Source organism: Allobosea sp. BH3 (genome assembly GCF_025499465.1).
In the GTDB taxonomy this organism is placed as follows: domain Bacteria; phylum Pseudomonadota; class Alphaproteobacteria; order Rhizobiales; family Beijerinckiaceae; genus Allobosea.
The window spans coordinates 158,026-180,074 of the sequence record NZ_JAIMCA010000004.1 but is presented as its reverse complement, the minus strand read 5'-3'; the positions used below and the strand labels follow the sequence as shown (position 1 = coordinate 180,074).

At 67.4% G+C, this 22,049-nt stretch carries 21 protein-coding genes; 8 read left to right on the top strand and 13 right to left on the bottom strand.

All coding sequences use genetic code 11. From position 1 onward, the window contains the following. Nucleotides 1-51 precede the first annotated feature (51 nt). The 3 genes from BoBH3_RS13685 to recA all read right to left on the bottom strand — a co-directional run bounded on the left by BoBH3_RS13685 (nucleotide 52) and on the right by recA (nucleotide 4,711). Nucleotides 52-705, bottom strand: a complete 654-nt coding sequence (locus BoBH3_RS13685) for a hypothetical protein (protein ID WP_262331369.1) — start codon at nucleotides 703-705, stop codon at nucleotides 52-54. Continuing rightward, the gene (alaS, locus tag BoBH3_RS13680; protein ID WP_262331368.1) at nucleotides 705-3,347 is read right to left on the bottom strand and encodes an alanine--tRNA ligase; all 2,643 of its coding nucleotides are present in this window, start codon (nucleotides 3,345-3,347) and stop codon (nucleotides 705-707) included. The genes BoBH3_RS13685 and alaS overlap by 1 nt, the downstream gene beginning before the upstream one ends. Before the next feature lie 317 nt (nucleotides 3,348-3,664). Continuing rightward, complete coding sequence (recA, locus tag BoBH3_RS13675; protein WP_262331940.1) at nucleotides 3,665-4,711, bottom strand: recombinase RecA; 1,047 nt, start codon at nucleotides 4,709-4,711, stop codon at nucleotides 3,665-3,667. Nucleotides 4,712-5,058: 347 nt separating this feature from the next. On the opposite strand from recA, the gene BoBH3_RS13670 reads away from it, so the two are divergent. Further along, nucleotides 5,059-6,375, top strand: coding sequence for an MFS transporter (locus BoBH3_RS13670; protein WP_262331367.1), 1,317 nt, complete (start codon nucleotides 5,059-5,061; stop codon nucleotides 6,373-6,375). Between the two features lie 88 nt (nucleotides 6,376-6,463). Here BoBH3_RS13670 and cckA read toward each other — a convergent pair whose 3' ends face one another. From cckA to BoBH3_RS13635, 7 genes are all read right to left on the bottom strand, one after another. Beyond that, a complete protein-coding gene (gene cckA, locus BoBH3_RS13665) occupies nucleotides 6,464-8,959 on the bottom strand; it encodes a cell cycle histidine kinase CckA (RefSeq protein ID WP_262331366.1) in 2,496 nt (831 codons plus the stop codon). Between the two features lie 129 nt (nucleotides 8,960-9,088). Continuing rightward, nucleotides 9,089-10,156: a flagellar biosynthesis protein FlhB gene (gene flhB, locus BoBH3_RS13660; protein ID WP_262331365.1), complete on the bottom strand. Its 1,068-nt coding sequence runs from the start codon at nucleotides 10,154-10,156 to the stop codon at nucleotides 9,089-9,091. Between the two features lie 7 nt (nucleotides 10,157-10,163). Further along, a complete protein-coding gene (gene fliR / locus BoBH3_RS13655; protein ID WP_262331939.1) occupies nucleotides 10,164-10,922 on the bottom strand; it encodes a flagellar biosynthetic protein FliR in 759 nt (252 codons plus the stop codon). A 77-nt stretch (nucleotides 10,923-10,999) separates the two neighbouring features. Then, entirely contained in the window at nucleotides 11,000-11,266 is a 267-nt protein-coding gene (fliQ, locus tag BoBH3_RS13650; protein ID WP_262331364.1) for a flagellar biosynthesis protein FliQ, read from the bottom strand. Between the two features lie 24 nt (nucleotides 11,267-11,290). Continuing rightward, nucleotides 11,291-11,614 (bottom strand): flagellar hook-basal body complex protein FliE, encoded by a 324-nt coding sequence (gene fliE, locus BoBH3_RS13645; protein ID WP_262331363.1) that lies wholly within the window; start codon nucleotides 11,612-11,614, stop codon nucleotides 11,291-11,293. A 29-nt stretch (nucleotides 11,615-11,643) separates the two neighbouring features. Further along, nucleotides 11,644-12,054: a flagellar basal body rod protein FlgC gene (flgC, locus tag BoBH3_RS13640; protein WP_262331362.1), complete on the bottom strand. Its 411-nt coding sequence runs from the start codon at nucleotides 12,052-12,054 to the stop codon at nucleotides 11,644-11,646. A gap of 32 nt (nucleotides 12,055-12,086) precedes the next feature. Next, complete coding sequence (locus tag BoBH3_RS13635) at nucleotides 12,087-12,488, bottom strand: flagellar basal body rod protein FlgB (RefSeq protein ID WP_262331361.1); 402 nt, start codon at nucleotides 12,486-12,488, stop codon at nucleotides 12,087-12,089. A gap of 229 nt (nucleotides 12,489-12,717) precedes the next feature. Here BoBH3_RS13635 and BoBH3_RS13630 point away from each other — a divergent pair, with 229 nt between their 5' ends. Both BoBH3_RS13630 and fliP read left to right on the top strand, forming a co-directional pair. Then, a complete protein-coding gene (locus tag BoBH3_RS13630) occupies nucleotides 12,718-14,088 on the top strand; it encodes a hypothetical protein (RefSeq protein WP_262331360.1) in 1,371 nt (456 codons plus the stop codon). Between the two features lie 267 nt (nucleotides 14,089-14,355). Further along, nucleotides 14,356-15,057 (top strand): flagellar type III secretion system pore protein FliP, encoded by a 702-nt coding sequence (gene fliP, locus BoBH3_RS13625; protein WP_262331359.1) that lies wholly within the window; start codon nucleotides 14,356-14,358, stop codon nucleotides 15,055-15,057. A 111-nt stretch (nucleotides 15,058-15,168) separates the two neighbouring features. Here fliP and rnd read toward each other — a convergent pair whose 3' ends face one another. Together rnd and BoBH3_RS13615 are read right to left on the bottom strand one after the other, a co-directional pair. Beyond that, nucleotides 15,169-16,308, bottom strand: coding sequence for a ribonuclease D (rnd, locus tag BoBH3_RS13620; RefSeq protein ID WP_262331358.1), 1,140 nt, complete (start codon nucleotides 16,306-16,308; stop codon nucleotides 15,169-15,171). A gap of 53 nt (nucleotides 16,309-16,361) precedes the next feature. Further along, complete coding sequence (locus tag BoBH3_RS13615; protein ID WP_262331357.1) at nucleotides 16,362-16,622, bottom strand: hypothetical protein; 261 nt, start codon at nucleotides 16,620-16,622, stop codon at nucleotides 16,362-16,364. Nucleotides 16,623-16,789: 167 nt separating this feature from the next. Here BoBH3_RS13615 and aspS point away from each other — a divergent pair, with 167 nt between their 5' ends. From aspS to BoBH3_RS13590, 5 genes are all read left to right on the top strand, one after another. After that, the gene (gene aspS, locus BoBH3_RS13610; protein WP_262331938.1) at nucleotides 16,790-18,568 is read left to right on the top strand and encodes an aspartate--tRNA ligase; all 1,779 of its coding nucleotides are present in this window, start codon (nucleotides 16,790-16,792) and stop codon (nucleotides 18,566-18,568) included. A gap of 5 nt (nucleotides 18,569-18,573) precedes the next feature. Further along, the gene (locus tag BoBH3_RS13605) at nucleotides 18,574-18,945 is read left to right on the top strand and encodes a hypothetical protein (protein WP_262331356.1); all 372 of its coding nucleotides are present in this window, start codon (nucleotides 18,574-18,576) and stop codon (nucleotides 18,943-18,945) included. Between the two features lie 6 nt (nucleotides 18,946-18,951). After that, entirely contained in the window at nucleotides 18,952-19,260 is a 309-nt protein-coding gene (locus BoBH3_RS13600) for a hypothetical protein (protein ID WP_262331355.1), read from the top strand. A 121-nt stretch (nucleotides 19,261-19,381) separates the two neighbouring features. Next, nucleotides 19,382-20,257: a glycosyltransferase family 2 protein gene (locus BoBH3_RS13595; RefSeq protein WP_262331354.1), complete on the top strand. Its 876-nt coding sequence runs from the start codon at nucleotides 19,382-19,384 to the stop codon at nucleotides 20,255-20,257. Then, the gene (locus tag BoBH3_RS13590; protein WP_262331353.1) at nucleotides 20,254-21,306 is read left to right on the top strand and encodes an acyltransferase family protein; all 1,053 of its coding nucleotides are present in this window, start codon (nucleotides 20,254-20,256) and stop codon (nucleotides 21,304-21,306) included. Before BoBH3_RS13595 ends, BoBH3_RS13590 begins: the two co-directional genes overlap by 4 nt. Here BoBH3_RS13590 and BoBH3_RS13585 read toward each other — a convergent pair. Then, entirely contained in the window at nucleotides 21,278-22,015 is a 738-nt protein-coding gene (locus BoBH3_RS13585; RefSeq protein ID WP_316045104.1) for a CatB-related O-acetyltransferase, read from the bottom strand. The two genes, BoBH3_RS13590 and BoBH3_RS13585, sit on opposite strands and share 29 nt — an antisense overlap. Nucleotides 22,016-22,049 lie beyond the last annotated feature (34 nt).

The window sequence follows — 22,049 nt, the reverse complement described above, 5'->3', positions numbered from 1 at the left end:
GCTGCGCGCCGAGCCTCGCAAGCCCATGGGATGGTCTACCGGACCTGCGTCTCACTCCACACGGAGCGGGCGGCGGGCCAGGATGCGCAGGCCACTGACCGGAGCGTTCAGTATGTAGCGCAGTTCGTAGAGGCCCGGCTGGTCCGGCGCCTCAAGCGTCGCCTCGACATTCTCGGCCGGGAAGAAGCGCTGGCTGTCCGCATCGGCGGGCGCGTCGGGCGCCACCAACACGACACGGTCCATCTCGCCGTTGGGGCCGATGCCGCGCACAGGCAGGTGCTGGCCGCGGCCGACCTTCTCCGGCGCGGCCAGGGTCGCTGTCGGCTCGGTCGTCACCAGCGGCTGGCGCAACAGGATGACCGGCGCGCCATCCTTCTCGACGGTGAGGCGCAGTTCGTAAGCACCCGCGATGCCGGGTGTGGGCAGGGCGGGAACCAGGGTCCTCGGCTCCACGACGACAATGGCCGTCGCCGCTGGGTCGCCGGCGCGCGCGATGGCGAGCCGCGCGCCCGGGGGTGGGCGCGTCAGGAAGACGCTGAGCGGGGCGCCGGCCATGATGCTGCGGGCGGCCGAAAGCGCAGGTTCCTCCGCCTGGCGCTTCGCCGGTCTCGTCTGCGCGCCCGCCCCTATGGGCAGGGCGCAGGCAGCCAGCAGCAGCACCCGGCGGGAGAGGGCGCCGGCGAGGCGGCGCCCATCGGTGGTCATCAGCCCATCGCTGCCGCGACGGCTTCGAGCGCTGCCTGCGCCTTGCTGCCGTCCGGCCCGCCGGCCTGCGCCATGTCGCGCCGGCCGCCGCCGCCCTTGCCGCCGAGCTGCTCGGAGGCTGCGCGCACCAGCGCGACCGCGTCGAAGCGCTCGGTCAGGTCCGGCGTGACGCCGACGACGACGCCGGCCTTGCCGTCATCAGCGACGCCGACGATGGCGACGACGCCGGAGCCGACGCGGGCCTTGGCCTCGTCGGCGAGGCTCTTCAGGTCCTTCATCTCGATGCCGGTGACGGCGCGCGCGAGCAGCTTGGCGCCGGCGATCTCCTGGATCGGGTCCTCGGCCGCGCCGCCGCCGCCCATGGCGAGCTTCTTGCGGGCTTCGGTGAGTTCGCGATCGAGCTTGCGTCGCTCCTCGATCAGCGCGGCGAGGCGGTTTCCGGCCTCGGCGGCGGGGACCTTGAGCAGGCTCGCCAGCCCTTCGAGCAGGCGTGATTCCTCATTGAGGCGCAGGCGTGCGCCATTGCCGGTCATTGCCTCAAGGCGGCGCACGCCGGCCGCGACGGCGCCTTCGCCGACGATGCTGACGACGCCAATGTCGCCGGTGCGCGTCGCATGGGTGCCGCCGCAGAGCTCGACCGAATAGGCGCGGCCGGCCGGATTGGTGCCCATCGCGACGACGCGGACCTCATCGCCGTATTTCTCGCCGAAGAGGGCGCGCGCGCCGGAGGCGATGGCCTCGTCGACGCTCATCAGCCGCGTCGTGACCGGCTCGTTCTTAAGGACGATGGCGTTGGCGATTTCCTCGACCTCGCGCAGTTCCTCGTCGCTGATCGGCTTGGGATGCGAGAAGTCGAAGCGCAGGCGGTCGGGGGAGACCAGCGATCCCTTCTGCGCGACATGGTCGCCCAGCACGAGGCGAAGCGCCTCATGCAGCAGATGGGTCGCGGAGTGATTGGCGCGGATCGCGGTGCGCCGGTCATGGTCGACGAGGAGCTCGATGGCGGCGTCGCGCTTGAGCTCGCCTTCCTTGACGGTGACGGCGTGGGCGAAGACGTCGCCGAGCTTCTTCTGGACGTCGGAGACCTCGACGACGATGCCGGGAGCCTTGATGAGGCCGGCATCGCCGACCTGGCCGCCCGACTCGCCGTAGAACGGCGTCTGGTTGACCAGCACGAAGCCGCTTTCGCCGGCCTTCAGCGAGTCGACCTCGGCATTGTCGCGGATCAGCGCCGTAACGACGCCCTCGGCGGTCTCGGTGTCGTAGCCCAGGAATTCGGTGGCGCCGAGCTTGTCGCGCAGCGGGTACCAGAGCGTCTCGGTCGCGGCCTCGCCGGAGCCGGCCCAGGCGGCGCGCGCCTTGGCCTTCTGCTGCTGCATGGCGGCGTCGAAGCCCTCGAGATCGACGGTAATCTCGCGGGCGCGCAGCGCGTCCTGCGTCAGATCGAGCGGGAAGCCGTAGGTGTCGTAGAGCGTGAAGGCGACGTCGCCCTTCAGGCTCTGGCCGGCGGTCAGGCTCTTCGAGGCATCATCGAGCAGCGAGAGGCCGCGCGCCAGCGTCGTGCGGAAGCGGCTTTCCTCCAGCTTCAGCGTCTCGGTGATCAGGGCCTCGGCGCGCAGCAGCTCGGGATAGGCGCGGCCCATTTCGCGGGTCAGCGCCGGCACGAGCTTGTGCATCAGCGGCTCCTTGGCACCGAGCAGCTGCGCATGGCGCATGCCGCGGCGCATGATCCGTCGCAGCACATAGCCGCGGCCCTCGTTCGACGGCAGCACGCCGTCGGCGATCAGGAAGGCGGAGCAGCGCAGATGGTCGGCGATGACGCGGTGGCTCGCCTTCATCGGCCCGTCAGGCTCGACCGAGGTCAGATCGGCGATGGCGCCGATCAGGGCACGGAACAAGTCGATATTGTAGTTGTCATGCGTGCCCTGGAGGACGGCTGCGATGCGCTCCAGCCCCATGCCGGTGTCGATCGAGGGGCGGGGCAGGTTGGTCCTGATGCCACCCGCAGCCTCTTCGTACTGCATGAACACGAGGTTCCAGATCTCGATGAAGCGGTCGCCATCCTCATCGGGAGAGCCGGGGGGGCCGCCCCAGATATGGTCGCCATGGTCGTAGAAGATCTCGGAGCAGGGGCCGCAGGGGCCGGTGTCGCCCATGCGCCAGAAATTGGCCGAAGTCGGGATGCGGATGATCTTGTCGTCGCTCAGCCCGGCGATCTTCTTCCAGAGCGCATGCGCCTCGTCGTCCTCGGAATAGACCGTGACAAGGAGCTTATCCTTGGGCAGGCCGAATTCGCGGGTGATCAGCGTCCAGGCGTTGTTGATCGCCTGCTCCTTGAAATAGTCGCCGAAGGAGAAGTTGCCCAGCATCTCGAAGAAGGTGTGGTGGCGGGCGGTATAGCCGACATTGTCGAGGTCGTTGTGCTTGCCGCCGGCGCGCACGCATTTCTGCGCGGTGGTGGCGCGCGAATAGGGGCGCTTCTCCTGGCCGGTGAAGACGTTCTTGAACTGCACCATGCCCGAATTGGCGAACATCAGCGTCGGGTCGTTGCGCGGCACGAGTGGGCTCGATGCCACGATCTCGTGGCCCTGGGACTTGAAGTAGTCGAGGAAGGTCGACCGGATCTCGTTGACGCCGCTCATCGCTGTTCGAACTCTTGCTGTCTTGAGGCTTCGGCCGGGTGCGGGCCGGCGGTTCCAAGCGTTCTAGTCAGGCGGCCTGTCGCTGTCGAGAGACTGTGACGCCGCAAAGCCTTGGGCCGAAACGAAAACGGGCGGCCCGGAGAGGCCGCCCGATGGAAAGAGCACTTCGACTGCTGGGAATTCCTGGAGCCCTCATCCCGAGGAGCGGCCGCAGGCCGCGTCTCGAAGATTGTCCGGATGCTTCCCCGAGTCTCCTTGAGCATCTTTCGAGACGCCGCTTCGCGGCTCCTCAGGATGAGGGCTCGAGACGATGAAGCTCAGGCCTCGCCCTCGTCGAGATCGTCCTCGCTCGGCGTCGCCTGGTCGAGGATGCGTTCGGCGACGAGGCCGGAGTTCTGGCGGATCGTGGCCTCGATCTTCGCCGCGATCTCGGGGTTGGCCTTGAGGAAGGTCTTGGCGTTCTCGCGGCCCTGGCCGAGGCGCTGGCTGTCAAAGGAGAACCAGGCGCCCGATTTCTCGACCATGCCAGCCTTGACGCCAAGATCGACCAGTTCGCCGACCTTCGAGATGCCTTCGCCGAACATGATGTCGAACTCGACCTGCTTGAAGGGCGGTGCGACCTTGTTCTTGACCACCTTGACGCGGACCTGGTTGCCCGTCGCCTCGTCGCGTTCCTTCAGCGTCGAGACACGGCGGATGTCGAGTCGCACCGAGGCGTAGAACTTGAGCGCGTTGCCGCCGGTGGTCGTCTCGGGCGAGCCGTACATCACGCCGATCTTCATGCGGATCTGGTTGATGAAGATCACCATGCAGTTCGAGCGCGAGATCGAGGCCGTGAGCTTGCGCAGTGCCTGGCTCATCAGGCGGGCCTGCAGGCCAGGTTGCACGTCACCCATCTCGCCCTCGATCTCGGCGCGGGGCGTGAGCGCCGCGACCGAGTCGACGACGAGCACGTCGATGGCGCCCGAGCGAACGAGGGTGTCGGTGATCTCGAGCGCCTGCTCGCCGGTGTCGGGCTGGGAGATCAGCAGTTCGTCGAGATTGACGCCGAGCTTGCGGGCATAGACCGGGTCGAGCGCGTGCTCGGCATCGACGAAGGCGCAGGTGCCGCCCTTCTTCTGGGCTTCGGCGATGGTGTGCAGCGCGAGCGTCGTCTTGCCCGATGATTCCGGCCCGTAGATCTCGATGACGCGGCCCTTGGGCAGGCCGCCGACGCCGAGCGCGATGTCGAGGCCGAGCGAACCCGTGGAAATGGTCTCGATCTCGATCGCCTGCGGGTTCTTGCCGAGACGCATGATCGAACCTTTGCCAAAGGCCCGTTCGATCTGCGAGAGCGCGGCGTCGAGCGCCTTGGCTTTGTCCATCGAGGAGCCTTCCACGAGTTTGAGATTCGCCTGATTCACGGTTCGGGCTCCTTATGGCAGGGCGAGGGGGACATCTCAATGCGTCTTGACAGGAGAATGATCATGCTTTGTTCCTGTCAACAAGTTCTTTTTTTGTTCCCGGTGTCAGTTTTTGTCAGGAGGGCCGTCATGGAGGCGCGATCCCGGTTTCGGAGCGCTGCCGGTCATGCGTGAAGATCGTTTGTTTCGTTTCTAATTTAGCCGGGCATGCGATTGATGCATATCGAGGGCGATGCGTTTCGTATGCCGGTGGCGACGCTTTCCTGTTATTGCGCGCGGCTTCTCGCTCCTTATCGAAAGTTGCAAACGTGTCTTCCGCACCGCCTGAATCCGCATCCCTGAACTCGCCGGCGCGTGTCCTGTTCGCCAGCCTGATCGGCACGACGATCGAGTTCTTCGACTTCTATATCTATGCGACGGCGGCGGTGATCGTATTCCCGAAGCTGTTCTTTCCGGCGGCCGACCCGACCTCGGCGATGCTGTCTTCCTTCGTGACCTTCGCCATCGCCTTCTTCGCGCGCCCGGTCGGCGCGGCGCTGTTCGGCCATTTCGGCGACAGGATCGGCCGCAAGGCGACCCTGGTGGCGGCGCTGATGACGATGGGCCTGTCGACCGTCGCGATCGGGCTGCTGCCGACCTACGCACAGATCGGCATCGCCGCGCCGCTGCTGCTGGCGCTGTGCCGGCTCGGCCAGGGCCTTGGCCTCGGCGGCGAGTGGGGCGGGGCGGTGCTGCTGGCGACGGAGAATGCCCCTCCTGGCAAGGAGGCCTGGTACGGCATGTTCCCGCAGCTCGGCGCGCCGATCGGCTTCATCATGGCGACCGGCAGCTTCCTCCTGCTCGGCGATGTACTGAGTGACGAGCAGTTCTTCGCCTTCGGCTGGCGCATCCCGTTCATCGCCAGTGCGCTGCTCGTCTTCATCGGCCTGTGGATGCGGCTGAAGATCAGCGAGACGCCGGCCTTCCGCAAGGCGATGGACAAGCAGGAGCGCGTGAAGGTGCCGCTGGCGAGCGTCTTCGCGGAGCACAAATTGCCGCTGCTGATCGGCACTTTCGCGGCGCTGGCGACCTTCGTGCTGTTCTACATTATGACGGTGTTCTCGCTGAGCTGGGCCACGACCCGGTTGGGCTACACCCGCAACCAGTTCCTGCCCGTGCAGATGGCGGGCGTCGTCTTCTTCGGCCTGATGATCCCGGTCTCGGCGGTGCTGGCCGATCGCTTCGGCCGCCGCCGCGCGCTCATCGGCACCTCGCTGGGCATCGCGCTGTTCGGCTTCCTGGTGGGGCCGCTCTTCGTCGCAGGCAGCATCCCGAGCGTGCTGCTGTTCTCGGTGCTCGGCTTCGCGCTGATGGGCTTCACCTATGGGCCGATCGGCACGGCGCTGGCCGAGATCTTCCCGACAGCGGTGCGCTACACCGGCGCCTCGCTGACCTTCAACCTGGGCAGCATTGTCGGCGCCTCGCTCGCGCCGTTCATCGCGACCTGGCTGGCGAGCACCTACAGCCTGGGCCATGTCGGCTACTACATGACGGCTGCGGCGCTGGTGACCATCGTCGCATTGCTGGCGATGGGCCAGCCGGTCGAACAGAAGACGACACCGGCCAAGGTTGCTCCGGCCGAGTGAGGCCATCGGACTGAAAATCGAAAGGCGGCGGTCGGGGTGATCCCGGCCGCCGCCTTTTTCGTTGGGTCTCGAAGGGAGCCGCGAAGCTTCAGCCCATCGCCGCCTTCACCGTCTCGACAAGCTGCTTCATCGTGAAGGGCTTGGGCAGGAAGTGGAAGCCCTCGCCCTCGGGCAGGTTCTTGCGGAAGGCTTCCTCCGCGTAGCCGGAGACGAAGACGACTTTGGTGTCCGGATTGCGCTGGCGCAGTTCGCCCAGCAGGGTCGGGCCGTCCATCTCGGGCATCACCACGTCGGAGACGACGAGGTCGATCTGGCCGTCGTTCTTCAGGAAGATGTCGAGCGCCTCGACGCCCGAGGCGGCCTCGTGGACGGTGTAGCCGCGCGAAACCAGCATGCGGGCGTTGAGCGCACGCACCGCGTCCTCGTCCTCGACCAGCAGGATGACGCCGGCGCCGGTATGGTCGGCCGCGAGCGCCTTCGGCGCTTCCTTCGCGGCGGCCTCGGCGGCAATCTCCTCCTGGCTCGGCACATGGCGGGGCAGGAAGATGCGGAACGCCGTGCCCCGGCCGACGACGGAATCGACGAAGACGTAGCCGCCCGTCTGCTTGACGATGCCGTAGACCATGGAGAGGCCGAGGCCCGTACCCTTGCCGACTTCCTTGGTGGTGAAGAAGGGCTCGAAGATCTTGTCGAGATGCTCCTGCGGGATGCCGGTGCCGCTGTCCTCGACCTCCAGCAGCACATAGTCGTCGGCGGGCAGGGCGGCATGGCCGAAGGAGCCGCATTCGTCGCGGGCGACGTTGCGGGTGCGGACGGTGAGCTTGCCGCCGTCCGACATCGCGTCGCGGGCGTTGACGGCGAGGTTGACGATGACCTGCTCGAGCTGGCCGAGATCGGCCTTAACCGGCCAGAGGTCGCGGCCCTGGCGCACGTCGAGCGTCACCTTGTCGGCGACGACGCGCTTCAGCATCAAGGAGAGATCGGAGAGCACCTCGCCGAGCTCCAGCACCTGCGGGCGCAGCGTCTGGCGGCGCGAGAAAGCGAGCAATTGCCTAACCAGCGCCGCGGCGCGGTAGGCGTTCTGCTTGATCTGCATGATGTCCGGGAAGGACGGATCGGTCGGCCTGTGGCTCGCGAGCAGGAATTCGGAGGCGTTGATGATGACCTGCAGCACGTTGTTGAAATCATGCGCGATGCCGCCTGCGAGCTGGCCGACGGCCTGCATCTTGCCGGCCTGGTCCATGTTGTCGCGCAGCTTGCGCTCGGCCGTGGTCTCCAGCGCGTAGACGATGGCGCGCTCGCCGTCGCCATCGTCGGTGGCGGAGACGGGGGTGAGATAGAGCCTGGCCGAGCGGCCGTCCTCGCCGGCGAGCGTGAGGTCCAGAGGCGCGGGGGCGGAGGTGCCTTCGACCAGCTCGGTCAGCGCGCGCTCGAGGCCCGAATCAGTCGTGACGAGGTCGAAGATAGTCTGGGGCTGGGCGCCGCTCGGCGTCAGCCGGGAGAAAGCGGCATTGGAGCGCAGGATCGCGCCGGCCCTGTCAACGGTGGCGATCGCCATCGGCGTCGAGTGGAAGAAGCGGGCGAAACTGACTTCCACATCGTTGCCGAGATCGACGCTCGCCTCTCCGGCCGCGCGGTTCAGCACGAGGGTGCGGGAGGCGCCGGCGCGGCCATCCTGCCCGAAGGCGACCTGATGATGCAGGCGCACGGGCAGGGGCGAGCCGTTGCGGCGCTTCAGATCGACGTCCAGCACCTCGACACGGACATCGCCGGGCTGGCCGCGGATCGCCTGGATCAATGCGGCGGCGGCGGGCGTGCAGATGTCGTCGAGATGCAGCCCGCCGGAACCGAAGCGGGCGAGGTCGAAATCGAGCCAGCCCGAGAGCGTGGCGTTGAGATAGGAAACCTCGCCATCGGCATCGATCGAGATGAAGCCGGCGGGCGCATGGTCGAGATAGTCGATCGCGTGCTGGAGCTCCTGGAAGGCGTTCTCCTGCCGCTCGCGCTCGGGCGTGATGTCGGAGACGGACCAGAGCGTCGCATTGCCGTTCTCGCGGCGCACGGGCGAGACGCGCACGCGATACCAACCGACTTCGCCGCGCCCGTTCAGAGCCGGCTCCAGCCGTACCTCCTCGACCAGGCGGCGGTTCTCGCGGGCCGCGGCGGCCAGGCGGTAAATCGCCTCCGAGACGTCTGCGCGCCCGGTCAGCAGGCGGCCGACCGGCTTCAGGTCGTTGGCACCGGTCGCGCCGGCAAGGGACAGATAGGCCTCGTTGGCGTAGACGACCTCGTTCTCGCCCTCGGTGACGACGATGCCGTCATCGGCGTGATCGACGATGATCTTCGTCAGGTCGTTGCGGGCAGCGCGGCCGGAGAACTGCACCAGCCCGATCGCGAAGGCGAACAGGCCGAAGACGCCGACGACGGAGAGGACGGCGAGCAACCCTAGGATGAGCGGCTGCGCCCATTCATGGGCGATGAAGCCGAGCAAGACAGCCGCGCCGACGAGAAGGCCCGCGACGAGCAGGATCACGCCGATATGGCCGGGCTTGTCGGAGCGATCGATCGTGGTGGTGCCGCTCATGCGGGGAGGTCCGTTCGCTTCTGGCTGTGCCTAGAGCCTGCTGTGATCTGACGGGGTGACGTCGTGGCTCCGTGCAAATTCAGCATACTCTGTAATTTCGCAGCCCTTCATCCTTCGTTCCATATCGAGTTAGGCGCGCCGGCCCTTCAGGCGCAAGACGTAACCGATGACTTCGGCCACCGCCTGATAGTGTTCGACAGGAATTTCTTCGTCGATGTCGACGGTTGCATAGAGGGCACGCGCGAGCGGCGGGTTCTCGATGATCGGCACGCGGTGCTCGCCCGCCACCTCGCGGATCTTGAGCGCGATGGCGTCGACGCCCTTGGCGAGGCAGAGCGGCGCCGGCATTCCCGGCTCGTATTGCAGCGCGACGGCGAAGTGGGTCGGGTTGGTGATGACCACGGTCGCCTTCGGCACGGCGGCCATCATGCGCTTGCGCACGCGCTGGGCGCGGATCTGGCGCAGCTTCGCCTTGATCTCGGGATTGCCCTCGGAGTTCTTGAACTCCTCCTTGATCTGCTGCTTCGTCATCTTCTGGCGCTGGTACCAGGAGAAGCGCTGCCAGGCGAAATCGCCGACGGCGATGAAGGCGAAGAGGGCGAGCACCGCGCCCATCAGCTTGATCGCGAGGACAAGCGTCGCCGGCATCAGCGCGGCGACGTTCATCTGCACCATGGCTTCGAGCCGGTCGTGCTCGCCCCAGAGAATGACCCAGACCACGGTGCCAATCAGGAGGGTCTTGGCGAGGCCCTTGGCGAAATTGACCCAGGCTTCCTTGCCGAACATGCGCTTCAGGCCGGCCATCGGCGAGAGGCGGCTGAACTTCGGCATCAGCGGCTCGACGGTCCAGAGCGGCTTGTGCTGCAGCATCGCGCCAGCCAGCCCCGCGCAAAGGATGAAGGCAAAGGGCAGGCCGAGCGCCATGAAGCCGGTCAGCACGCCGCGCTGCGTGACCTGCATGAAGGCCGCGCCGTCCGAGGGGACCTGGTGGGCGTTCATCAGGAAGGAGCGCAGCGAGAGCATCGCATCGCGCGCCGACCAGCCGGCGCAGACCACGAGCGCCAGGGTCATCCCGCTCAGCACGAAGAAGGTGCCGATCTCCTGCGATTTGGGTACGTCGCCTTTCTCAGTAGCCTCGTCCAGCTTTCGCTGGGTCGGGTCTTCTGTTTGGTCTTCCTTGTCGGCTTCTTCGCTCATCGCGCCCTCAGTTTCCGGTGAACTGACGGAGGAAGGCGCCGAGGTCGTCCATGAACACGCTCATCATCACGCCGACGACGACGAGCAGGATGAGCATGCCGCCGAGGATCGAGGCCGGCACGGCGAGGAAGAAGACCTGGAGCTGCGGCATCATCCGGGCGAGCACGCCAAGGCCCAGATTGAAAAGCAGGCCGAAGACCAAGAAAGGCGCCGAAATCTGGATCGCGAGCGCAAAGCCGCGGGCCGCTGCGCGAACCACCAGCGACAGGATGTCGGTGAGATCCGGCATGCCGCCCGGCGGCAGCAGGCGATAGCTCTCATGGATCGCGGCGATGGCGAGGTGATGCAGGTCGGTGGTCAGGATCAGCGTGATGCCGAGCATCGTCAGGAAGTTGCCGATCGAGGGGTTCTGCATGCCGCCCGTCGGGTCGACCGTCATGGCGAAGCCGAGACCCATCGCCTGGGCGACGAGGGTGCCGGCCGTCTGCAGGGCCGCCATCACGAGGCGCGCGCTCAGGCCGATGATGAGGCCGATCAGCAATTCGCTGATCAGGAGGGTGGAGACGCCGGTCATGTCCGTGGGGACGCGCAGCACCGGGCGAGCGACGGGCAGCAGCATCAGGGCGATGAAGAAGGCCAGCGAAAGCCGCGCGCGGGAGAAGATGAAGCGCTCGCCGATGCCCGGCATCAGCATGACGAGCGTACCGACGCGCGCGAAGACGAGCACGAAAAGCGCGCTGATCTCGGGCAGGATCGCGATCTGCATCGTGCCGCGGGCACCTTCGCGCCAGATCGGGCGCCGCGGGGCCGCTCCGGCGATAGCCGGCAGCAGCCGCGACGAGGTCATCCGCCCGTGGCGATTCGGACGGCGACTCGTCCCATATAACCCGCCATCGCGTCTCCCATGAACGGGAGAAACAGCAGCATGGCCGCGAAGACCGCGACGATCTTCGGCACGAAGATCAGGGTCTGCTCCTGGATCTGCGTCAGCGCCTGGAACAGCGAGATGACGAAGCCGACGAGCAGCGCGATCACCATCAGCGGCCCGCCGACCTTGAGAAAGACGACGATGCCGTCGCGGGCGACGTCGAGAATGGCTCCGGAGGTCATGATCTTCTCTCGATTCCGCGGCCGTCAGACCGGCATCCGCATGATTTCTTCATAGGCCGCGATCACGCGGTCGCGGACCGCGACCAGCGTCTCGATCGCCGCCTCGCTCTCGGCCACCGCCGTCACGACATTGACGATGTCGGCGCGCCCGCCGGCCACGCTCGCGGTCTGCGCGTCAGCCTTGCGGCCGGCATCGGCCGTCGCGTCGAGGGCCTTGCCGAGCAGGGCCGAGAAATCCGGCCCGCCCGCTTCCGCGCCGCCCGAGGTGAGCGGCTTGCGCATCAGATTGCCGGCGCCCACCCCCTGCATGGAGGCATAGGCGCTGGCGGCGAAACCCGGAGTAGCCATGGCCTGTCAGTCTCCCTCTGGAGCGGCGCTCAGGCGCGCAGGATGTCGATGGTGCGCTGGATCATCCGGCGCGTCGAAGAGATCAGGTTGAGGTTGGCCTCGTAGCTGCGCTGGGCTTCGCGCATGTCGACCATCTCGATCAGCGGATTGACGTTGGGCATCTGGACGTTGCCGCTGGCGTCGGCTGCGGGGTTGCCCGGCTCGTGCTTGACCCTGAAGGGGCTGCGGTCACGCTCGACCTTGCCGAGCGCCACCAACTGGGCGTCGATCTCGCGGTCCATATGGCGCTGGAAGCTCGGTACCTTGCGGCGATAGGGGTCGGCGCCGAGGCGCTCCGGTCCCGAATCGGCGTTGGCGATGTTCTCGGAGATGATCCGCATCCGGCCGGACTGGCTGCGCAGGCCGGAGGCCGCGACGACGATGCTCTTCATCAGGTCCATGGTTCAGCTCCCTGCCTTCAGCGGCCCAGCCTTTAGCGGCCCTTGCCGATGGCGATCTTCATCAGGCCGAGGCCCTTGCTGTAGAGCGAGGCGGCGAGCTGATAGTCGGACTGGTTCTGGGCGACCTTGAGCATCTCGTCCTCGAGATTGACGGCGTTGCCGTTCGGGGTCGTCTCGAAGCGCGGCGCGCCGGTGCTGTCGAAGCCGCCATTGGCGGTGTCGAGCTGCAGGTGACCGGGGCGGGTGAGGGCGATGTGCACGCCGGCGCGGTTGGGGTCGACGCTCGGCGGCTTCAGGTCGACCGGGCGGAAGCCGGGGCTGTCGGAATTGGCGACGTTCTCGGCGAGGACCTTCTGGCGCGATTGCTGGTAATACATGCGCGTCTTGAGCGCTTGCATCAGTCCACCGCCGATGCGCAGGCCGTCGTCCGCCATGGCTCCAGTTCCCCGATTTGCCGCCGGACAGAGCCGGCTACTGGGCAAATCCTGCCGGGTGCATGGTTAACATGGGGTTAATTGCGGGGCATTTCACCGTTCCGGTTAACCACGCGTTCACCATGTTTCCCGCTAGCGAAAGCCTTATGCTATAGGCACGGTGTTGAACCTCGGGCGGAACTGGCTGAACGATCAGTAGGCCCGGCCGCCGTGGCAGAAGAGGCATACCTTGCAGAGCTTGTTCGGATTGGAACTCTCGACCGCGCAGAAGGTCATCGTTGCCTCTGTCGTCATTCTCATTCTTCTCGCTCTTCTCGGGCTCATCGTGCGGCAGATCCAGGGCGGCCGCCTGCGCCTGCGCGGTCAGGTGGCGGGCCGTCAGCGCCAGCCTCGACTCGGCGTGGTCGACACCTATGACCTGGACCGTCAGCGCCAGCTCGTGCTGATCCGCCGCGACAATATCGAGCATCTGGTGATGATCGGCGGCTCGTCCGATGTCGTGGTCGAGACCAATATCATGCGCAGCGGCTCGCGCGCTGTGGTTCCGAGCTATGCCGAAACGGCGATTCCGGACCGGCCGCTGCCGCCCTTCGAGACACTGGTTCCGCCCAGCGAGCCCGCCATCCGGGCAGGCGAGGAGGCACGCCGCAACGCCGCCACGCCGGATGTGCTGCCGGCGCTTCCGACCCGGCCCGCATCGTCGTCGGAATTCTCGGCGACCGCTGGCGTGGCCGCCTCGCTCGGTATCTCGCAGGCCGGCTTCGCGCCGACCAAGCCGGCTGCGTCGCCCGGGCCGCTGCCTTCCGTCGCCACTGGCCCGGCGCCGAGCTTCGCGCGGGAGCATGCGCCGCAGCCGCCTGTCAGCCCCGGTGAGCTTGACGACATGACGCGCCAGCTCGAGGAGGCGCTGAAGCGCCCGTTCTCGGCCGTGCGCCCGGCCCATCTGCCCGATGAATCTCCGGCGGAGATTGTAGCGCCTCCGGTCAAGCCACCGGCGCCTGCGCCGGTCGTGCAGCCTGCCGTCGCCGCACCGAAGCCGGAGCCCAAGCCCGCGCCGAAGGTGGTGCCGGCCGCATCGCATATCCCGGTCATGCCGGCTTCTCCGCAACACGGGCCGCTTCCGGGCAGCGTCGAGGCGGAACTCGCGGCCGCACTCGGACTGTCGCCCGATCATGCGGTTTCGAGGCCGGTCGAGATCAATGCTCCCGAAGTCAGGGTTCCCGAGCCGAGGGCGCCCGAACCCAAGTTCGTCCAAACGCGGCCGTCCGAGCCTCGCGTGGTGGAGCCCAAGCCTGCGGAACCGAAGCCCGCAGAGCCCAAACCCGCGGAATCCAAGCCGGTGCCAGCTGCCGTGAAGCCCGAGCCCCAGCCGGCGCCGCCGCCCGAGCCCGAGCCCGAGCCGGAGCTGGAGCCGGAACCCATGTCGGCCGTGGCCGAGGTGGAGCCGGTCGTCGTCGAGGCGAAGCCGGAGCCGAAGCCCGAGCCTGCCCCCGAGCCGCCGGCTGCTCCCGATCCGAAGGAGATCGATCCCTTCTCCGTCGACGCGATCGAGGCCGAATTCGCGCGGCTGCTCGGCCGCGACCCCAAGGCCAAATCCTGAACGCCAAGTCCTGAAGGCTAAGTCTCAAGGCAAGGTCCTGAGCCGGGCGCCGGCGAATCGTGCCGCCGACATTCGTCCCGGCGGCCATCAACAGGAATGTCGCGCTTCCGGCCCCCGGCCGCCGCACGCCGGTTGCGCGGCCTTCTCCGGAGGCTAGCTTCGTCCGGCCCGATCGGTTGAGTCGGGCGCCGGCGGTTGCGCGTGAATTTCACCCCAAGACCAGCGAGACGGCATCGATACGGGCGCGCCCTGATCGCGGCTGCGCTCATGCTCGCCTTCTCCACGCCGGCCCTGCCGCAGACGTTGTCGCTCGATCTCGGACAGGGCGGCGGCGTGGCGGAGCGGGCGCTTCAGCTCATCGCCGTCATCACGGTGCTGTCGCTGGCGCCGTCGATCCTGATCATGGTGACGTCGTTCACGCGGATCGTCGTGGTGCTGTCGCTGCTGCGCTCGGCGCTCGGCACGCAGACCGCGCCACCGAACTCCGTCATCATCGCGCTGGCGATGTTCCTGACGGGGTTCGTCATGGCGCCGACGCTGCGCGAGGTCTACACCACGGCCGCTGCGCCGCTGATCGCAGGACAGATTCAGCCGCAGCAGGCCTATGAGCGCGGCGTCGTACCCTTCAAGACCTTCATGCTCCGCCATGTGCGCGAGAAGGACCTTCAGCTCTTCATCGACATGTCGCAGGCGCCGCGGCCGCAGCAACCGCAGGATATCGGCATCGAGGTGCTGGTGCCCGCCTTCATGATCTCGGAGCTGCGCCGCGCCTTCGAGATCGGCTTCCTGCTTTTCGTGCCCTTCCTGATCATCGACCTCGTGGTTGCCTCGATCCTGATGTCGGTGGGCATGATGATGCTGCCACCGGTGACGGTGGCGCTGCCGTTCAAGCTGATCTTCTTCGTGCTGGTCGATGGCTGGGGGCTGGTCACCGGCTCGCTGGTGAAGAGCTATATGGGCGGCGGGTGAGGGCGGAATCCGTCATGCTCGGGCTTGACCCGGGCATGACGGAAACCAGTGCGTTCCCGTCATGAGATTCTCGGGTCTGCGCTTCACCTCGCCCGAGCATGACGGCCGAGCTCAGTCCACCACGACCTTGCCGCGCTGGATGCGCAGGCTGAGCTGCCCGTTCTTCAGCGCCAGCGCCTTTTCTCCGAAGACGCCGCGGCGCCAGCCCTGCAGGGCCGGGACGCCGTCGAGATCGTCGGAGGCGATGGCCTCGAGGTCGTCGCCGGTGGCGATGATCTTGGGGGCGACGCGTTCGGCATCGGCCACGGCCTTGAGCAGCACCTTGAGCAGGTCGAGCACCGCGCCGTTGGTCGGCCGGCCGCGCTCACGCTCCAGCCGGGGCAGGGTCTTGGGATCGATCGCAGCCGCACGCTCGATGGCGGCCAGCACCTCGCCGCCGGCGCGGGAGCGCTCGAAGCCGTTGGGGACCGAGCGCAGCTCGGCAAGAGCCTCGACCGAGCGCGGGCCGCGCTGGACAATGTCCATCATCGCATCGTCCTTGAGCACGCGCTGGCGCGGCACGTCGCGGTTCTGCGCCTCACGCTCGCGCCAGGCGGCGATCTCCATCAGGAGCGGCAGTTCGCGCGGCTTGCGGACGCGGCCCTTGAGACGCTGCCAGGCGTTCTCGGGCTTGACCTCATAGGTCGAGGGGGAGGCCAGTACCGACATCTCCTCGGCGACCCAGCTTTCGCGGCCGCTCTCGTCGAGATCGGATTTCAGGGCGAGATAGATCTGGCGCAGATAGGTGACGTCCGATTCCGCGTAGGCGAGCTGGGCCTCGGAGAGGGGCCGGCGCGACCAGTCGGTGAAGCGGGAGGATTTGTCGATGCGTGCCTTGGCGAGGTCGTTGGCGAGCTGTTCGTAGCCGACCGAGTCGCCATAGCCGCAGACCATGGCGGCGACCTGCGTGTCGAAGAGCGGCACGGGCAGCACGCGCCCGAGCAGCCAGACGATTTCAAGATCCTGCCGTGCGGCGTGGAAAACCTTCACCACCGCCTCGTCGACCATCAGCCCGAAGAAGGGGGCGAGGTCGAGCTCCGGCGCGAGCGGGTCGACCAGGATCGCCTCATCTGGCGAGGCGATCTGGATCAGGCACAGCTTCGGGTAATAGGTCGTCTCCCGCAGGAACTCGGTGTCGACCGTGATGAAGGGGTGGGTCGCGAGGCGCTCGCAAGCGGCGGCCAGCTCGGCGGTGTCGGTGATCAGATGCATAGAGTGGGATTAGCGGAGGAACGGGCTAGCCGTCGAGTCCGTGTTGCATCGGATCATCGGCTGATGCGGCATTCGTTCCAGACGGCGGTCGAGAAGCGCGGGCCGTCGGAAATGGCCCAGAAGTTCTTGGCTTTCCGATGGTTAACCAGATGGGCCTGCTCGGCGAAGACGCGTGCATAGCATTCCGGGCGCTCGTAATGGCGGCTCTTGGCGACCTTCAGCCCTGCACGATACGCAGGCGATGGCGCCGCTGCTGACGCCGGTACCATCGCGCATAACCCTAAGCCGGCGCTGAGCGCCGCTTTCCAAAGCATGTCTTCGTCCCCCGGCCGCGTGGCAGCTTCGCCACCATTTTTCTGACTGACAGGATGCGGCGGCTCCGCTGTTCTTGACAAGTCGCCCCAGCGCGTGTGGTTACGCCCGAAGCTACGTTTCGGCCCCGTGCCTTGCACCCGCGCCCGCGAAAGACGATTCCGTGACCATGCACCGTTACCGTTCCCATAACTGCGGCGCGCTCCGCGAGAGCGACATCGGCCAGACCGTGCGGCTCTCCGGCTGGTGCCACCGCATCCGTGACCATGGCGGCGTGCTCTTCATCGACCTGCGCGACCATTACGGCGTGACGCAGGTCGTGGTGGACCCGGATTCGCCGGCCTTCGTCGATGCCGAGGCAGCCCGCTCGGAATGGGTCATCCGCATCGATGGCAAGGTCAAGGCGCGCCTCGAGGGCACCGAGAACGCCAACCTCTCGACCGGCAAGGTCGAGGTCTTCGCGACCAAGCTCGAAGTGCTGGGCCCGGCGGCCGAGCTGCCGCTGCCGGTCTTCGGCGATCTCGAATATCCCGAGGACACGCGGCTGAAATACCGCTTCCTCGATCTGCGCCGCGAGAAGCTGCACAACAACATCATGCTGCGCACCAAGGTCATCGATTCGATGCGCACGCGCATGAAGGCCTCGGGCTTCTCGGAGTTCCAGACGCCGATCCTGACCGCCTCCTCGCCGGAGGGCGCGCGTGACTTCCTGGTGCCGAGCCGGCTGCATCCGGGCAAGTTCTATGCGCTGCCGCAGGCGCCGCAGCAGTACAAGCAGCTCCTGATGATGGCGGGCTTCGACCGCTACTTCCAGATCGCGCCCTGCTTCCGGGACGAGGACCCGCGCGCCGACCGTCTGCCGGGCGAGTTCTACCAGCTCGACGTCGAGATGAGCTTCGTCGAGCAGGAGGACATCTTCGCGACGATGGAGCCCGTGATCACCGGCGTCTTCGAGGAGTTCGCCGAAGGCCGCAGCGTCGCCAAGAACTGGCCGCGTATTCCGTACGCCGAGGCCATCGCGAAGTACGGCTCCGACAAGCCGGATCTGCGCAACCCCATCGAGATGCAGGACGTGTCCGAGCATTTCCGCGGCTCGGGCTTCAAGGTCTTCGCGCGCATCCTCGAGGGCGAGAAGAACCGCGTCTGGGCGATTCCCGCTCCGGGCGGCGGCAGCCGCGCCTTCTGCGACCGGATGAACTCCTGGGCTCAGGGCGAGGGCCAGCCCGGCCTCGGCTATCTGATGGTCAAGGAGGATGGCGAAGGGCAGGGGCCGATCGCCAACAACATCGGGCCTGAGCGCGTCGCCGCGATCGTCAAGCAGATGGGGCTGAAGGGCGGCGACGCCTGCTTCTTCGTCGCGGGCGACCCGGACAAATTCTACAAGTTCGCCGGTTCGGCGCGGAGCAAGGTCGGGCAGGAGCTCAACCTGATCGACGAGAACGCCTTCGCCTTCGCCTGGATCGTCGACTTCCCGATGTTCGAGTACAACGAGGACGAGAAGAAGGTCGATTTCTCGCACAACCCCTTCTCCATGCCGCAGGGCGGGCTGAAGGCGCTGACCGAGGAAGACCCGCTCTCGCTCAAGGCCTTCCAGTACGACATCGCCTGCAATGGCTATGAGCTCGCCTCCGGCGGTATCCGCAACCACAAGCCGGAAGCGATGGTGAAGGCCTTCGAGATCGCCGGCTATGGCGAGGAGACGGTGATCGAGCGCTTCGGCGGCATGTATCGCGCCTTCCAGTATGGCGCGCCGCCTCATGGCGGCATGGCGGCGGGTGTCGACCGCATCATCATGCTGCTGGCCCGGGCCACGAACCTGCGCGAGGTCGCCCTGTTCCCGATGAACCAGCAGGCGGTCGACCTGCTGATGGGCGCGCCGGCCGAAGCCTCGCCCAAGCAGCTGCGCGAGGCGCATCTGCGGATCAACGCGCCCGAGAAGAACGGCTGACGACCATGGCCCCGCTGCCTGCCGGGCGAGCCTTGGCGCTCGCCTGTCTTCTCCTGCTGCCGCTCGGGGCCTGCGTCTCACCGCATGCGGATACCAGCGCCGGGCGTGCCTCGGCGCTGGCGACGACGGTTTCGCGCGCCACGGCTTGCAAGGCGGGCTCGCCGCAGCGCGGTACGCTGGACCGCTTCATCGCCGCCGAGCAGGCGCGTGGAGCGAGCGTTGACCAGATCGCCGCCGCCCGCTCGGCCTATGTCTCCATCTCGGAGGCCGAGATGATCAACCAGGGCGTGAAGCCGCAGCCCTGCACGGCACAAGAGCGGGCGGCGCTCAAGGAGCGCATGGCCGCCATCCGGGCCGGGACGTTCGAGGCGCGCTGATCCGCTATGCCGAAGGCGCGAATCCTCAAGTTAGGCTTCGCCGGCGCGGCTCTCGCCGGGCTCACAGCCTGCACCGTCGCGGGGCCGGCGCCGGGCACGGTGGAATATGCAGCAGCGACAGTCTCGCGCGCCTATGATTGTGGGTTGCGCGTCGACCGCGGGCGTATCATCGCGCGCATCGACCGGCAGGAGCGCCAGCGCTTCGTCGAGGCCAACCAGCGCTACGCCGTATCCGCCTATCGGGCGCCGCATGCCTGCGGAATGGCCGAGCGCGAGCGGGTCCGGGGCGAGATCGTCGCGCTGGCACGGCGCTAGATCACCGTGATCTTGCGCGTTGTCATGCGCATCGGATTCTTCCGAAAAGTGGGTTCCACTTTCCGGTCCGATGCGCTGAATTCGCTTGCGTCTGATGAGCCGGCATGGCCAGAAGCCCGCGATGCCCGCCGCCGCCATCACAGCCATCGTCGTCTCCTATGACAGCGCCGAGGTCCTGCCTGCCTGCCTCGATGCGCTGGCGGGGGAGGGCGTGCCGGCGATCGTCGTCGACAATGCGAGCGGCGACGACAGCCGCTGCATCGCCGAGAAGCGCGGCGCGCGGGTGATCGCCAACGCCCGCAACGAGGGCTATGGGCGCGCCAACAACGCCGGAGTCGCGGCCGCCGACACCCCCTTCGTGCTGATCGTCAATCCGGATCTGGAGCTGGGGCGCGGCGCTGCGGCGGCGCTGCTGGCGGCAGCCGAGCGGTATTCCGATGCCGGCATGCTGGCGCCGCGCATCGTCGAGCCGTCGGGCCGCATCTTCCTCCAACCGCGCTCGATGCTCTCGCCGCCGCATCTCAACCTCCGCGGCGCGATGGCGATCCCCGATGGAGATGCCTGCCTGCCTTTCCTGTCGGGCGCCTGCCTGCTGATCCGCCGCGAGCTGTTCCTGGCGCTTGGCGGCTTCGACCCGGCGATCTTCCTGTTCTATGAGGATGACGATCTGTGCCGGCGTATGCGCGACGCCGGCCATGCACTCGTCCATGTCCATGAGGCGGAGGCGCGGCACGGGCGCGGGCGCTCGACGGCGCCATCGCCGCAGCGGCGCTTCAAGGCGCGCTGGCACCTCGCCTGGTCGGAGGGCTACATCGCCCGCAAATACGGCCTGCCGGAACCCAGCCTCGTCCGCACGCTGGAAAACCTCGGTAAGGCGGCCGGATATGGCCTGCTGCTCAACCGCGACAAGGCCTATGCCCATGCCGGCTCGGCCGCCGGGGCGCGGGCCTGGGCGCGGGGCGAGACGGCGCTGGCACAGGAAGGGCTCTCGCCATGATCTTCGGCGGCGCCAAGGTCGGGCAGGCGCTTGCCCATCCGCACAATAATTTCGGCCTGCTGCGCCTCGTCATGGCGGTGGCGGTGGTGATCTCGCACGCCTTCAGCGTCACCGATGGACGCGTCGAGCAGGAGCCCTGGTTCCAGACCACAGGTTTCACGCTGGGCGAGCATGCGGTGAACGGCTTCTTCGCGATCTCCGGCTTCCTCGTGACCATGAGCTTCCTGCGCCGGGGCTGGCGCGACTATGTGCTGGCGCGGGCGCTCAGGATCGCACCGGGGCTGATCGCGGCGGTGCTGGTGGTGGCGCTGCTGCTCGGCGGGGCGATGACGAGCCTCGACAAGGGCGCCTATTTCAGCGACCCGCGACTCTGGCGCTTCATCACCGCTACGCTGACGACCTTCAAGAGCGCGGCTGCCCTGCCGGGTGTTTTCGAAAACAACCCGCTGCAGTTCCCGATGGGAACCGTCTGGACGCTGAAATACGAGACCTTGTGCTATCTCGGCGTGCTGCTGGCCGGACTAGCCGGGCTGCTGACGAAGCCGCGCGTGGCGCTGTCGGCGCTGGTCGCACTGACGCTGGCGGTGGTGCTGCGGGAGGTGGTGACGCCGGATGGACCCAAGGGCACTGAGACGGCGCTGCGCCTGCCGCTGATCTTCCTCGCCGGAGGCGTGATCTATCTCTACCGCGAGCGGGTGACGCTCGCGCTGCCGCTGCTGGCGCTTGTCCTGCTGGCGCTGGTGCCGCTCTCCTTCACGCCGCTCTACAAGGCCGCGCTCTATCTGGTCACGGCCTGGGGCTCGCTCGTGCTGGCGCTGTCGCCCGTTCTGACGCGCCGCTCGGTCGAGCCGCCGGCGGACCTGTCCTATGGCGTCTATCTCTATGGCTGGCCGGTGCAGCAGGCTCTGCATGCGCTGTTTCCGAGCCTCGGCGCCGTTGCGCTGCTCTGGCCCTCGCTCGCCGGCACCTTCATCATCGCGGCGCTGTCCTGGTATCTCGTCGAGAAGCCGGCACTCGGCCTCAAGCGCCGGCTGCTGCGCGGGTCCTGAGCGCGGCTAGAAATTCGCCGGTCCGCTCGCTCATCATCAGCGGCAGGAGGGGAGCGAGCGCCTCGCGCGGCAGATCCCACCAGCGGCTCTCGATCAGCGCCGCCACCGTCGCCTCGCCGAAGCGCAGCCGCACGACGCGGGCCGGGTTGCCGGCGACGATGGCGTAGGGCGGCACATCGCGCGTCACCACGGCGCGCGCCGCCACCACCGCGCCATGGCCGATGCTGACGCCGGACAACACCATGCATTGCGAGCCGAGCCAGACATCATGGCCGATGACGACATCGCCGCGCGTGGTGTCGTGGTCAGTCCGGCCTGCCGCCTCCGGCCAGAGACCGGGCAGGGCGGGGAAGGGGTAGGTCGTCGCCCAGTCGAGCCTGTGGTTGCCGCCGAGCAGGATCTCGACCCCGTCCGCGATCGAGCCGTAGCGGCCGATGACGAGCTTCGCCCCGCTTTCGGGAAAGCGGACCTTGGGCCGGCCATAGGTGTACGAGCCGGCGACGATCTGGCCCGGCCGCCGCGCGACGAGATGGGCCAGATGCAGCCTCGTCTGGTTGTGCGGGTTCAGCCGCTTGCGCAGCCAGCCGCGCGTCACCTGCGGCAGGCCGGCCCACCAGGCCTGCAGCGTGGAAGGGCGCCAGTTGCGGTCTGCGGGCGCGACGCAGTCTTCGGGCGCGCCCTCCATCTCTTCATCCCGCATTTTCTTCACGCGAACCGGCTTCCATTGCGCTTGAAAATGCCTG

Excerpts from the sequence above, each read along its gene's own strand:
- BoBH3_RS13685 (WP_262331369.1), bottom strand. The coding sequence starts at position 705 with ATGACCACCGATGGGCGCCGCCTCGCCGGCGCCCTCTCCCGCCGGGTG.
- alaS (WP_262331368.1), bottom strand. The coding sequence starts at position 3,347 with ATGAGCGGCGTCAACGAGATCCGGTCGACCTTCCTCGACTACTTCAAG.
- recA (WP_262331940.1), bottom strand. The coding sequence starts at position 4,711 with ATGGACAAAGCCAAGGCGCTCGACGCCGCGCTCTCGCAGATCGAACGG.
- cckA (WP_262331366.1), bottom strand. The coding sequence starts at position 8,959 with ATGAGCGGCACCACCACGATCGATCGCTCCGACAAGCCCGGCCATATC.
- flhB (WP_262331365.1), bottom strand. The coding sequence starts at position 10,156 with ATGAGCGAAGAAGCCGACAAGGAAGACCAAACAGAAGACCCGACCCAG.
- fliR (WP_262331939.1), bottom strand. The coding sequence starts at position 10,922 with ATGCAGATCGCGATCCTGCCCGAGATCAGCGCGCTTTTCGTGCTCGTC.
- fliQ (WP_262331364.1), bottom strand. The coding sequence starts at position 11,266 with ATGACCTCCGGAGCCATTCTCGACGTCGCCCGCGACGGCATCGTCGTC.
- fliE (WP_262331363.1), bottom strand. The coding sequence starts at position 11,614 with ATGGCTACTCCGGGTTTCGCCGCCAGCGCCTATGCCTCCATGCAGGGG.
- flgC (WP_262331362.1), bottom strand. The coding sequence starts at position 12,054 with ATGGACCTGATGAAGAGCATCGTCGTCGCGGCCTCCGGCCTGCGCAGC.
- BoBH3_RS13635 (WP_262331361.1), bottom strand. The coding sequence starts at position 12,488 with ATGGCGGACGACGGCCTGCGCATCGGCGGTGGACTGATGCAAGCGCTC.
- fliP (WP_262331359.1), top strand. The coding sequence starts at position 14,356 with ATGCTCGCCTTCTCCACGCCGGCCCTGCCGCAGACGTTGTCGCTCGAT.
- rnd (WP_262331358.1), bottom strand. The coding sequence starts at position 16,308 with ATGCATCTGATCACCGACACCGCCGAGCTGGCCGCCGCTTGCGAGCGC.
- BoBH3_RS13615 (WP_262331357.1), bottom strand. The coding sequence starts at position 16,622 with ATGCTTTGGAAAGCGGCGCTCAGCGCCGGCTTAGGGTTATGCGCGATG.
- aspS (WP_262331938.1), top strand. The coding sequence starts at position 16,790 with ATGCACCGTTACCGTTCCCATAACTGCGGCGCGCTCCGCGAGAGCGAC.
- BoBH3_RS13605 (WP_262331356.1), top strand. The coding sequence starts at position 18,574 with ATGGCCCCGCTGCCTGCCGGGCGAGCCTTGGCGCTCGCCTGTCTTCTC.
- BoBH3_RS13600 (WP_262331355.1), top strand. The coding sequence starts at position 18,952 with ATGCCGAAGGCGCGAATCCTCAAGTTAGGCTTCGCCGGCGCGGCTCTC.
- BoBH3_RS13595 (WP_262331354.1), top strand. The coding sequence starts at position 19,382 with ATGCCCGCCGCCGCCATCACAGCCATCGTCGTCTCCTATGACAGCGCC.
- BoBH3_RS13590 (WP_262331353.1), top strand. The coding sequence starts at position 20,254 with ATGATCTTCGGCGGCGCCAAGGTCGGGCAGGCGCTTGCCCATCCGCAC.